Source organism: Bacteroides mediterraneensis, assembly GCF_016900355.1.
Classification (GTDB): Bacteria; Bacteroidota; Bacteroidia; order Bacteroidales; family Bacteroidaceae; genus Phocaeicola.
Genome location: NZ_JACJKA010000024.1, coordinates 18,386 through 31,017, shown reverse-complemented (window position 1 = coordinate 31,017; position 12,632 = coordinate 18,386). Strand labels below are relative to the sequence as shown.

At 48.4% G+C, this 12,632-nt stretch carries 12 protein-coding genes; 2 read left to right on the top strand and 10 right to left on the bottom strand.

The genetic code is table 11. From position 1 onward, the window contains the following. The 7 genes from mtgA to pyrB form a co-directional block, all read right to left on the bottom strand. A complete protein-coding gene (mtgA, locus tag H6A28_RS12005) occupies positions 1–696 on the bottom strand; it encodes a monofunctional biosynthetic peptidoglycan transglycosylase (protein ID WP_204474010.1) in 696 nt (231 codons plus the stop codon). A gap of 89 nt (positions 697–785) precedes the next feature. Further along, on the bottom strand, positions 786–1,502 hold the full coding sequence (locus tag H6A28_RS12000; protein ID WP_204474008.1) for an OmpA family protein: 717 nt from the start codon (positions 1,500–1,502) through the stop codon (positions 786–788). Between the two features lie 17 nt (positions 1,503–1,519). Further along, positions 1,520–2,800, bottom strand: coding sequence for a serine hydroxymethyltransferase (glyA, locus tag H6A28_RS11995; protein WP_204474006.1), 1,281 nt, complete (start codon positions 2,798–2,800; stop codon positions 1,520–1,522). Between the two features lie 29 nt (positions 2,801–2,829). Then, positions 2,830–3,567, bottom strand: coding sequence for a porin family protein (locus H6A28_RS11990; protein ID WP_204480568.1), 738 nt, complete (start codon positions 3,565–3,567; stop codon positions 2,830–2,832). 9 nt (positions 3,568–3,576) lie between these two features. Further along, entirely contained in the window at positions 3,577–4,143 is a 567-nt protein-coding gene (locus tag H6A28_RS11985; RefSeq protein WP_204474004.1) for a flavin reductase family protein, read from the bottom strand. Between the two features lie 3 nt (positions 4,144–4,146). After that, a complete protein-coding gene (gene pyrI / locus H6A28_RS11980; protein WP_204474003.1) occupies positions 4,147–4,605 on the bottom strand; it encodes an aspartate carbamoyltransferase regulatory subunit in 459 nt (152 codons plus the stop codon). Between the two features lie 29 nt (positions 4,606–4,634). Next, the gene (gene pyrB, locus H6A28_RS11975; protein ID WP_204474001.1) at positions 4,635–5,576 is read right to left on the bottom strand and encodes an aspartate carbamoyltransferase; all 942 of its coding nucleotides are present in this window, start codon (positions 5,574–5,576) and stop codon (positions 4,635–4,637) included. 193 nt (positions 5,577–5,769) lie between these two features. On the opposite strand from pyrB, the gene H6A28_RS11970 reads away from it, so the two are divergent. Then, complete coding sequence (locus H6A28_RS11970) at positions 5,770–8,097, top strand: transglycosylase domain-containing protein (RefSeq protein WP_204473999.1); 2,328 nt, start codon at positions 5,770–5,772, stop codon at positions 8,095–8,097. Positions 8,098–8,179: 82 nt separating this feature from the next. Here H6A28_RS11970 and H6A28_RS11965 read toward each other — a convergent pair whose 3' ends face one another. Further along, positions 8,180–8,695, bottom strand: a complete 516-nt coding sequence (locus tag H6A28_RS11965) for a UpxY family transcription antiterminator (protein ID WP_204473992.1) — start codon at positions 8,693–8,695, stop codon at positions 8,180–8,182. Positions 8,696–9,132: 437 nt separating this feature from the next. Between H6A28_RS11965 and H6A28_RS11960 the strand changes: the two genes are divergently transcribed. Beyond that, entirely contained in the window at positions 9,133–10,638 is a 1,506-nt protein-coding gene (locus tag H6A28_RS11960; RefSeq protein WP_204480566.1) for a TrkH family potassium uptake protein, read from the top strand. A gap of 68 nt (positions 10,639–10,706) precedes the next feature. Here H6A28_RS11960 and H6A28_RS11955 read toward each other — a convergent pair whose 3' ends face one another. Continuing rightward, positions 10,707–11,594, bottom strand: a complete 888-nt coding sequence (locus H6A28_RS11955) for a carbon-nitrogen hydrolase (protein ID WP_204473989.1) — start codon at positions 11,592–11,594, stop codon at positions 10,707–10,709. After that, the gene (locus tag H6A28_RS11950; protein WP_204473987.1) at positions 11,591–12,628 is read right to left on the bottom strand and encodes an agmatine deiminase family protein; all 1,038 of its coding nucleotides are present in this window, start codon (positions 12,626–12,628) and stop codon (positions 11,591–11,593) included. Before H6A28_RS11950 ends, H6A28_RS11955 begins: the two co-directional genes overlap by 4 nt. Positions 12,629–12,632 lie beyond the last annotated feature (4 nt).

The following is a 12,632-nucleotide window of genomic DNA, read 5'->3' as shown; positions in this document are numbered from 1 at the left end:
TTATTTTTTCTCAGGTTCAGGGAAGGTCGGGATACATTTCATCAGGTACATGATTTTCCGTTGCCGCTTGTACATGTAAGGACTCGGGTTGCCTGAGTTGAATTTTCGAGGATTTGGAAGGCTGGCAGCGATAAGGGCACATTGTCTACGAGTCAGCTTGGCAGCAGTGGTGTGGAAGTGAGCCTTGGCTACTGCTTCTGCGCCATAGATGCCATCTCCCATTTCAATGGAATTGAGATAGACTTCCATGATCCTTTCTTTATCCCAAATGAGTTCAATCAATACCGTGAAATACACTTCAAACCCTTTTCTTACCCAGGAAGAGGAAGGCCATAAGAATACATTTTTAGCCGTCTGCTGGCTGATAGTGCTGGCTCCTCGGGCTTTTTTTCGCTTCTTGTTTTCTTCCATGGCTTTACTGATTTCCTTGAAGTCGAAACCGTTGTGACTGGCAAAACGGTTGTCCTCCGAGGCAATGACGGCCATGGGAAGGTGGCGTGAAATCTTTTCTTTGGGGACCCAGTGATGTTTCATGACCAGCTTCTCTCCTTTAGTCAGTTGTTCTACGCTGCGGATGACCATCAGTGGAGTGATATAAACGGGAATGAACCGGAGTGCGATGACCGAAAGAAGGGTAGAGGCAAAAAAGAAAATAACGAGATTGCGAAGGTATTTTAATATTCGTTTTTTGTTCATGTTTGTACTGAATCTTTTATATGAAAATTATGCCGGGTTTGCAAACCCGGCATAATTTTATTGATTGACCCGATAAGAGGGCGTGTAGATTATTGCAGTGTGCCTGCTTCAGCTTGCTGAATCATCTCCTGGCTGGCATACATATATACTTCTACGCGGCGGTTCTGTTCACGACCGGCTTCTGTAGAGTTGTCTGCCACCGGATTTTCTTCTCCCATACCGGTTACTGACTTGATCTGGCTGGAAGAAGCTCCACATCCTAACAGGTAACTGGATACGCTCTGTGCGCGTTCCTGTGACAAGTCAAGGTTTTTCTGTTTACTCTGTTCAGCTGTACTGTTTTTCCATCCGGTATTGTCTGTATATCCGTAGATGGCCACATCCATGTCCTTGTTCTGGTTAAGAACATTGTTGGCAAATTTGCTCAAAGCCGATTTGGCAGAAGAGCTCAGTGTAGCGCTGCTCGTGTTAAACAAGATACCGGAATCAAAAGTGACTTTCACAGCCTGCAGTCCGTTGTTATCGGTCACTTGTTCTACTTGTGCACCTTCAATTTGTTCGGCTTGTTCAGCAGCCTTGTCCATTTTCTTGCCAATCAGTACGCCGGCACCTGCACCTACGGCAGTTCCTACAGCGGCTCCGATGGCGGCTCCTTTACCGTGGCCAATGACGCCACCTACTATTGCGCCCAATGCGGCACCACTACCACCACCGATAAGTCCGCCTTTGGCTGTATTGGTCATACCACAACTGCTAAATACCAAGCAAGCGCTCAGTAAGATAGCCATAGAATTCATTGTTTTCATTTTTTCTCTTCGTTTAGTTAATATGCAAAAATAGGATAATTTTTCATTGTTTCATTCACACGGTGACGTACGGAAGCAATCACTTCTTCATTGTCTACGTTTGACAAGACTGTTTCAATCATTTCTGCAATTTCATACATCAGGTCTTCTTTTGCTCCACGGGTTGTGATGGCCGGAGTCCCCAGACGGATACCGGATGTCTGGAACGCAGAACGGGTGTCAAACGGCACCATGTTCTTGTTTACGGTAATGTCGGCAGCTACCAGTGCCTTTTCAGCAACCTTTCCAGTCAGGTCTGGATACTTGGTACGCAAATCTACCAGCATGGAGTGGTTGTCGGTACCACCTGATACGATGGTAAAGCCACGATCCATCAATGCTTGTGCCAATACGCGGGCGTTCTTCTGTACTTGAATCTGGTATTCCTTGTATTCCGGCTGCATGCATTCGTAGAAGGCAACTGCTTTGGCGGCAATCACGTGTTCCAGCGGTCCTCCCTGGATACCTGGGAATACAGCTGAATCCAGCAATTGCGACATCATCTTAATTTCACCCTTCGGCGTTTTCTTTCCCCATGGGTTCGGGAAGTCTTTACCCATCAGGATAATACCTCCACGTGGACCACGCAGTGTCTTGTGGGTAGTAGAAGTGACGATGTGGGCATATTTCACCGGGTTGTCCAGCAGCCCGGCTGCAATCAGTCCGGCTGGGTGAGCCATGTCAATCATCAGCAAGGCACCTACCTTGTCAGCGATTTCACGCATCCGTTTGTAGTCCCATTCGCGAGAGTAGGCAGAACCACCTCCGACAATCAATTTCGGATGTTCTCTCAGGGCGATTTCCTCCATCTGGTCGTAATCCACACGGCCTGTTTCCTTGTTCAAGTTGTATTCGCACGGAGTGTACAGGATACCAGAGGTATTAACTGAAGAGCCGTGAGACAGGTGACCTCCATGAGCCAGGTTCAGACCCATGAACTTGTCGCCCGGGTTCAGTACGGCCAGAAATACAGCAGCATTGGCCTGTGCGCCAGAGTGAGGCTGTACATTAGCCCATTCAGCACCGAATATCTTTTTCACACGGTCGATAGCCAGCTGTTCGCTTTGGTCCACTACTTCGCATCCTCCGTAATATCTTTTTCCGGGATATCCTTCGGCATATTTGTTTGTCAGGCAGGAACCCATGGCTTGCATGACCTGGTCACTTACAAAGTTTTCAGAAGCAATCAGTTCAATACCTTTCAACTGTCTCTGATGTTCTTTCTCAATGATGTTAAAAATAGAATCGTCTCGTTTCATGATATATTCTTTTAAAATGAAAATTCGCATTAAAAAATAACCCCCACAGAGAAACTCAGAATATTCTTGCGTTGCCGCAGTCGGATTTCTCCTTCGTTATGAGGGGATTCGGTCGTATCTGTATTGTAGGACATGGCCTGAATGGAGTTGTGCAAGCCTATCTCATAACGGAAATCAAAAAAGATGTTTGACACGTTGACTGCCAGTCCTATCACTCCGCTGTACTGGAAAGGATATTGCCTTTCTTTAATTTCCTGCTGGTGGAAGCCGGAAAACTCCGTAGTACTGTGCCGTTCCCATATCCACGTTACTTTCGGTCCGACAAAGAATGCCATTCCATACGGATGTACGTCTACAAACTTATACCCGTACAATAAGGGAATGTCAAAGGTAGTCATTTTTTTCTTTATCAGCGCGTTGTCCGACAAAAGTTCTGAATTGGCCAGTGTCAGGGGAATAGACACACTTCCTTGCGTGATGTTACATGAAAACTCAGGCTGGATGAAGTGATGTTTTTTTATATTGAACCTGCAGAATACCGCTGCAAAATATCCTACTTTGTAGTTGTTCTGGGCTTGTTCCAGTTCTTTCCCGTTGATGGAAATTTCATCCGTAAAGAACATGGATGAATTGAAGCCTGCTTTTACACCCACATTAAAAAGAGGTTGTCGCAGCGTGACCATAGGCGTAGTAGTAGCCTGCGCCTGCAGTTCACATACTGCCAGCACTCCGCTTCCCATGAGGATGAGTAGGACTTCTTTTATCATATCAGGTTCTCATTTCTTTTTCTCCACTGACCAACCGAACTTGCCAATTTTTTCTCCCAGCTCGTAGTATCCGCCGTGGGCATAGACCAGCAGGTTGGCACGTGCCAGTTCAAATTTCCCGGTTTCAGTGTTCAGGTATTTGTCGTCGGCTTTCACGTTGACCACATCGGCTATGAACATGTGATGCGAGCCTAAGGCCACGATTTCCTTCACCCGGCATTCAATGCAAAGTGGTGACTCTTCTATAAGAGGGGCCTGTACCATGGAAGCCTTTCCCGGTGTCAGCTTCATCTCCTTGAACTTGTTGTAGTCTTTTCCAGAGCGTACGCCACACCAGTCTGTAGCAAAAGCCATGTCTTTGGTGGTCAGGTTGATGACAAACTCCATATTCTTTTTCAGAATAGGATAGGAGTGCCGTTCTGGTCTGACCGAGATATAACACATAGGTGGGTTGGTACAGATAGTACCCACCCACGCTACGGTAATGATATTGTATTCTTCTTCACAGCTTCCGCACGTCACCAGGGCAGCCGGAAGCGGATAAATCATTGTTCCTGGTTTCCAGTCCTGCTTCATGGTTTACAGCAGTTTGATATTGTCTTTCTGCTGTTCCTTTTCGCAGTAGTGGCATTTCAGCAGGCCCTTATCCTTGTCAATTACATGGAACCATGTCTGCATCGGTTCGTTGTTGGTGATGCATTTCGGGTTGTTGCATTTTACGATACCTTTCAGTTCATCGGGCATTTCCACTTCCTTCTTTTCCACCACCTCATAGTCGCGGATAAGGTTCAGCTTGATTTTGGAAGCTACCACAGACAACCGACTGATTTCTTCTTCGGTGAAGAAGCGGTCGGCAATCTTGATGATTCCTTTCTTGCCCAGTTTTTTACTTTCAAAATTGTTGCCAATCGTAATGTTGGCATCCTCATTCTGCAGTCCGAGCAGAGATACTACTGTAAACAGCTTGTCAGATGGTATATGGTCGATAACCGTTCCGTTCTTGAGTGCGGCTACCTGTAATTCTTTCTTATCGCTCATAGTTACTTGAAATTGAATAGGTTTCCGGATTATTTTTCAGTGTCAGCTTTCACCTCGTCGAGTGTGATGCCCAGCACGTCACAAAGGATGGCCTGACGGGCATAAAGACCGTTCTTGGCTTGTTGGAAATAATAAGCTTTCGGATTGTCATCCACGTCGTAAGCGATTTCGTTCACACGAGGCAGCGGGTGGAGGATTCGCAGATTCGGGCGTGTATGTTCCAGCATCTTGTTATTCAGAATGTACACGTCTTTTACTCTTTCATATTCCATCAAGTCAGTGAAACGTTCGCGCTGTACGCGGGTCATGTACAAGATGTCCGCATCGGCGATGGTTTCTTCCGTGAAGTCCGTATGTTCTACGTATTTGATATGATGTTCCTTGCAATACAGCTTGTATTCGTCCGGCATTTTCAGTTCGTCCGGAGCAATGAAATGGAAAGTAGGATTGAAGTGACGCATCGCCATGAGCAGTGAATGTACGGTTCTTCCGTATTTCAAGTCACCTACCAGGTAAATGTTCAGGTTTTCCAGCGTGCCCTGTGTCTTATAGATAGAATATAGGTCGAGCATGGTCTGTGACGGATGCTGGTTGGCACCGTCTCCTGCATTGACAATAGGCACCGGAGCCACTTCACTGGCGTAGCGTGCAGCTCCTTCCAGGTAGTGTCGCATTACGATGATGTCGGCGTAGTTGCTCACCATCATAATCGTATCTTTCAGCGTTTCACCTTTGGAGGAACTGGTCACTTTCGGATCTGTGAATCCAATGACTCTTGCTCCCAGACGGTTGGCTGCAGTTTCGAAACTCAGACGGGTGCGAGTAGATGGTTCAAAGAACAAGGTAGCGACTACTTTCTCGGCCAGCAGGCGGCGGTTAGGTTTCTTCTCGAATTCTTTTGCCATTTCCAAAAGATACAGAATTCTTTCTTTGGAATGTTCGGCGATAGTAACTAAACTTCTATTTTCCATGTTAGCTGTTTTTGATTACTTTTATAATACCGGAGTTCAAAGGTAGGCAAAAAAAATAGAAAATCCACCGTTTTGGGGAGATTTCGGACAACCTTTTCGCTTTTGAGAGGATATTGCGGAAAATAAGCCGTTGTTACAAAGATTTTCTGTAAATTTGCGGCTTCATAGAATACAAACGAATAGAAAGAAACGTATGAGAAAGATATTTATATATGTATTGTGGGGCTTTGTGATTCTCTGCATGCTCGTGGTAGCGGTCATCTTTACAGCTATTGCAAAAGGCAAAATAGGTTATGTGCCTCCGGTGGAAGAACTGGAAAATCCGAACCTGAAGTTTGCCACTCAGATTATTTCCGAAGATGGAAAACTTTTGGGTACTTGGTCGCTCAGCAAGGAAAACCGTGTGTATGTAGGCTACGAAGACCTCTCTCCCCATCTGGTGCATGCCTTGGTAGCTACTGAAGACGTCCGCTTTGAGGACCATTCCGGTATTGATGCCCGTGCTTTCATGCGTGCGGTCATCAAGCGCGGTATTTTCATGCAGAAGCATGCAGGGGGAGGTAGTACCATCACCCAGCAGCTGGCCAAGCAGTTCTATTCTCCTACGGCCGACAACGTGATGGAGCGTCTGTTGCAGAAGCCCATTGAGTGGGTCATCGCCGTCAAGTTGGAACGCTATTACACGAAGGAGGAAATCCTGACCATGTACCTCAATAAGTTTGATTTCCTGAACAATGCGGTGGGTATCAAGACAGCTGCTAAGACTTATTTCGGAAAAGATCCCAAGAACTTGAAGATAGAAGAGGCTGCCACCTTGATAGGTATGTGCAAGAATCCTTCCCTCTATAATCCTCGTCGTTTCAACGAACGCTCGCGCGGGCGCCGCAATACGGTGCTCGACCAGATGCGTAAGGCCGGTTATATTACGCGTGAGGAATGTGATTCGCTTCAGGCATTGCCTTTGGTTTTGAAATTCCAGCCCGTAGACCATAAAGACGGTCTGGCTACTTATTTCCGTGAATACCTGCGCGGCATCATGACCGCTCGCAAGCCTAACCGCAGCGATTACCGCGGCTGGCAGATGCAGAAATATTATGAGGATTCTCTTGCCTGGGAAACCAATCCGCTTTACGGCTGGTGTGCCAAGAACAAGAAGAAAGACGGCACTAACTATAATCTTTATGTTGACGGGTTGAAGATTTATACTACCATCAATTCCCATATGCAACAATATGCCGAAGAAGCCGTTTACGAGCATTTGGCAAAATATCTGCAGCCCCGTTTCTTCAAGGAAAAGAGAGGACGCAAGACCGCTCCTTATACCAACCAGCTTACTCCGGAAGAAGTTCAGCAGATTCTGGACCGCTCCGTTCATCAGAGTGACCGTTACCGTACCATGAAGGCCGATGGCTGTTCGGAAGCCGAAATCATGAAAGCCTTCAACACCAAGTATGAGATGTCAGTCTTCTCTTGGGAGGGCGAGAAAGATACTATCATGACGCCGCTCGACTCCATCCGCTACTACAAGCATTTCCTACGGGCCGGTTTCATGTCGATGGATCCCATTACAGGCTATGTGAAGGCTTATGTAGGTGGACCGAACTACAACTACTTCCAGTACGATATGGCCATGGTGGGCCGTCGTCAGGTCGGTTCTACCATCAAACCTTACTTGTATGCGCTGGCCATGGAAAATGGATTCTCCCCGTGCGATGAAGTCCGCAATGTAGAGCAGACCCTCTTCGACGAGAATGGAAAAGCCTGGTCACCTCGAAACAGTTCCAAATCGCACTATGGCGAGATGGTGACCCTGAAGTGGGGTCTTGCCAACTCCAATAACTGGATTTCGGCTTATCTGATGAGTAAGTTGAGCCCGTACGACTTGGTTCGCCTGATACACTCTTTCGGTGTGCTGAACAAAGACATTCAGCCTACCGTATCTCTCTGTCTGGGTCCGTGCGAAATCTCGGTAGGAGAGATGGTGAGTGCCTACACCGCCTTTGTCAATAAAGGTATCCGTACCGCTCCGTTGTTTGTCACCCGTATTGAAGATAGTGACGGCAACGTAGTGGCCACCTTCACACCGCAGGTGAACGAAGTCATCAGCGAATCCACTTCCTATAAGATGCTGGTCATGCTGCGTGCTGTAATCAACGAAGGTACAGGTGGACGTGTACGTCGTCTGTATGGCATCAAAGCTGATATGGGTGGTAAGACCGGAACCACCAACCGTAACTCCGACGGATGGTTTATGGGCTTCACCCCGTCGCTGGTGTCAGGCTGCTGGGTAGGTGGTGAAGAACGTGACATCCACTTCGATACGATGCGCGACGGACAAGGAGCTTCTATGGCGCTGCCTATCTGGGGAATCTATATGCAGAAAGTTTATGCTGACAAGTCATTGGGCTATTCTCCCGATGAGACGTTTGATATACCGGGCGATTTCGACCCTTGCAAGGATCGTCTGACCGAAATCGAGGAAGAAAACAACACTCGTCTGGACGATGTGTTCTTTCAGTAAAGGGTAAAAACAGTTTAAAAAAATGCGGAAACCTCATCTTGCTTGACGGGGCTTCCGCATTTCTTTTTTAGTATGGGAATGGTTACAGCTTTTTGACATATCCCACAGGAATCTCTACGATGGCATATCCCAAATGTTCGATGCGAATCATGACTTGTGAATGTCCGGCCAACTCTACCAACTCTCCCTGCAAGCCTTTCAGCGGCCCTTTGAAAACTTCAACTTCTTCTCCAGGGGCCAGCGGTTCGTTTTGGAACCGGACAGCCTCTTCTGAATAATCCAACATGAACTTGAACTGTTCCATCTCTTCATCTGGAATAATGGCCGGTCGTTTGGTGGCCGGGTCTATCAGACAGCCTGTCAGTGACGGGAAATTTTGCAGTAATCCGATACGACTTTTCTCGTCCGTACAGATGAAAATCAGCATTGGAATCACCACCTGCTTGATTTTCTTTTTTCGGTCGCTCCATTGTCGTACAACTTCCTGTATGGGAAGGAAATGAGTTACTCCGAGCATTTCAAGTTTCTCGGCCGTCTTTTTCTCGTGATGCATTCTTACGTAAAATGCGTACCAATGCTTTTCTTTCTTGGTTTCCATTCTGTTGTTTAAAGCTTAATAGTAAGCACTCATCTCAGTCTTTAAGGACCCTTATTTGAATTTTATTCATTTCTTTCTAAGGTCCGGTTTCAGCACATATTTAAGTACAAAGATACGGAAAAAGCCTCTATCTTCCATGCGCGATAAGTTTTTTCTGTGGGTGAAAAAACGCACTTGCGTTTAGACTAAAACGCCTTTGCGTTTGAAGTAAAACGCACTTGCGTTTAAGGTGAAACGTACTTGTGTTTGGGTTGAAACGCACTTGCGTTTTTGGAGCATCTGAAAAGGCTTGATTTTCAGACAGAAAAGATTTAAGATTTTTCTGAGAGAAATCTTATGAGGAAATATTGGGAAAGAGAACGGTATACTTTTCCTGAGGAGGGAAGGGGAAAAACACAGAATTTTATGTAAGTTTGCAGGGTAAACACATAGAATACATGGAAGATTTTATATCGACGACGGTCAATGTGACGGCCAACAGAGGGAACAGCCTGATAAACAGAAAGATGATTTTCCGTATCTTAGGGGTCTTGCTTTTTATGGAGGCCATCATGTTTCTGGTCTGCGCAGGGGTGTCTCTGTGCTATGGAGAGTCGGACTACCTTTATTTTATTTATACGACACTCATCAATGTGGCTGTAGGAAGTATTCTGCTGCTGCTTGGAAAAGGAGCGGAAAACCGGGTGACCCGGCGCGACGGGTATTGCATCGTGGCGTTCACGTGGCTGCTTTTCACGGGATTCGGCATGTTGCCTTTTTATATCAGCGGGAGTATTCCTTCGGTGGCAGACGCTTTTTTTGAAACGATGTCGGGTTTTACCACCACAGGGGCGACGATTTTGGACGACATCGAGTCGCTTTCACACGGTATGTTGTTCTGGCGGAGTTTTTCGCAGTGGATTGGGGGATTAGGTATCGTGTTCTTCACAATAGCGGTACTGCCCATTTTCGGAGTGGGTAACCAGGTGCTTTTCTCGGCAGAGGCCACGGGAGTGACGCACGACAAGATTCATCCGAAAATCAGTATCATGGCCAAATGGCTGTGGACGGTGTACCTTATCCTGACGGTAGTAGAAACGGTGCTGCTGCTGGTGGGGGGCATGGACTTGTTTGATGCGGTATGTCATGCATTCTCTACGACGGCTACCGGAGGATATTCTACCAAACAGGCCAGTGTGGCGTATTGGAACTCACCTTTTATAGAATATGTGATTGCCATTTTTATGGTACTCTCGGGCGTGAACTTCTCGCTGTATTTCATGTGTATGACGGGGCGCGTCAAACATCTGTTCAAGGACGAAGAGTTCCGTTTGTATCTTATTTCCATTGGAGTGGTGACCCTGTTGATTATGGGATCACTCTACTGGTACAATCATTACGGACTGGAGGAATCTTTCCGAAAGTCCTTGTTTCAAGTGGCCTCCATCCATACCTCGTGCGGGTTTGCCACGGATGATTATAATTTGTGGGCGCCTTTCACGTGGATGTTGCTGATTTATGCCATGGTAGCCGGAGGCTGTGCAGGGTCTACGGCCGGAGGTATCAAGATTGTGCGCTTGTTAGTGGTGTTGCGGAACGTGAAGAACGAGTTTCACCGCCTGACGCATCCGCGGGCAGTGTTGCCGGTGAAGCTAAACCGGATGGCGGCTTCGCAGCGGACCATTGCTACGGTAATGACCTTCGTGTTGTTTTATTTCATCTGCATTTTTGTGTGCTGGTTGTTGTTGATGTGCATGGGCATCGGACTGGAGGAAGCGTTTGGTCTTTCGGTATCCAGTATCGGTAACGTGGGACCGGGACTGGGAGCTTTCGGACCTGCCTTTTCTTGGAGTGCGTTGCCGGACTTGGCAAAGTGGTTGTTGTCGTTTATGATGCTGATAGGGCGACTGGAATTGTTCGGGGTACTGTTGCTGCTGACACCGAGTTTCTGGGACAGACGATAAAAAGATAAGCGCCACGGCTGAAAGGCTATGGCGCTTGTTTTATTATAAAGTTAAGGTTATAGATAAACTTAATCGATGAAGCGACGGGTGAGTTGCTCGAATTCATCGATGCGGCGGTCGCGCAGGAAGGGCCACCAGCGGCGTACGTTCTCACTGCGGTCCATATCGATTTCCACTACCATGTTTTCTTCTTTCAGGTTGCTGGCCTGGGCAATGATTTCGCCTTGCGGGCCGGCCACAAAGCTGTTACCCCAGAACTGGATGCCGTTGGTCTGTCCGGAAGGGTCGGGCTCCAGACCTACACGGTTCACGGCGATGACGGGCAGGCCGTTGGCTACGGCGTGGCCGCGCTGTACGGTGACCCAAGCGCCAAGCTGGCGCATTTTCTCTTCTTGGGTGTCACTGCTTTCCCAGCCGATAGCGGTGGGGTAAATCAGCAGTTCGGCTCCTTTCAGGGCCATGATACGGGCACCTTCGGGGTACCACTGGTCCCAGCATACCTGTACGCCCAATTTGCCGATGGAAGTTTCGATGGGCTCGAAACCCAAGTCACCGGGAGTGAAGTAGAACTTTTCGTAGTAGGCAGGATCGTCGGGGATGTGCATCTTGCGGTATTTGCCGGCAATGCTTCCGTCGGCATCGAACACTACGGCGGTGTTGTGATAGAGTCCGGCCGCACGGCGTTCGAAAAGAGAAGTAACCAGTACGATGTGGTAGGCCGCAGCTATTTCACTGTAGAAGCCGGTGGAAGGGCCGGGAATGGGCTCTGCCAAATCGAACAGGCTGGTGTCTTCTGTCTGACAGAAGTAAGGAGTATTGTGAAGTTCCTGAAGTACGACCAGTTGGGCACCGGCCTGTGCCACAGAAGCAATGTTACGGTGCAGTTTCTCAAGATTCAGTTTGAGGTCGGGGGTGCAGGATTGCTGCACGAGGCCGACACGGATGGTTCTTTTCATGATTCTATGTTGTTTTTTACAGATTCAGGATATTGCATGGTCACACAGTGAAGGGAACCGTGCTGCTGGATGAGGGCACGACAATCCACGCCTACAATTTCACGGCCAGGGAAAGCCTCGGCCAACACTTGGGCAGCACGGGTATCGTGTGCCGGTTGAGCGTAGGTAGGGTAAAGTACCGCTTCGTTCATAATAAGGAAGTTGGCGTAGGTAGCCGGGAGGCGCTGCCCGTCTTCGTCATAAATGGCATCGGGCATCGGCAGTGGGAGCAGACGGTAAGGGTCTCCGTTGAGGGTCCGGAAGGTCTTGAGCTGGTCTTCCATGGAGCGGAGGGCGCCGTAGTGCTCGTCGTTCTTGTCCAGGCACTGCACGTAGGTGATGGTATGGTCGGGGCAGAGACGGGCCAACGTATCCACGTGGCTGTCGGTGTCGTCACCAGCCAGATAGCCATAGTCCAGCCAGAGCACCTGCCGCAGGTTGAAGCGTTCCATCAGGTAAACTTCGATGTCTTTTCGTGAAAGCGTATCGTTGCGGTTGGGAGCCAGCAGGCAGGGAGAGGTGGTAAGCAGGGTACCCTCACCGTCACTTTCGATGGAACCGCCTTCCAGCACGAAATTGCGGCAGTTGATGTAGTCGCCGTTAAGCATGCCGGTCTTGAACAGGTGGCTGTTGATGAGGTTGTCCTTGCAGGCGGCAAACTTCATGCCCCAGCCGTTGAAGCAGAAATCGAGCAGCAACGGGTCGGTGTGTCGTTCCAATAGGGTGATGAATCCGTGGTCGCGGGCCCAGGTGTCGTTGGTGGGACATTTCACGAAGGTAATCCGGTCGCGGTAGGGAAAATCGGCCAGGGCTGCCGGAAACTCCGGTGCCACAAGCAGCAGGGGTTGACGCTTGGCTATTTCGGTAGCCAGGCGGACGAAGCAGGCTTCCACCTCATCGAGCATGTAGGCCCAGTCGGTATCGGCATGGGGCCAGGTGAGCTGTATGTAGCTCTGCGGGTGCCATTCGGCAGGGAGATAATATGTCTTTTCCATATTT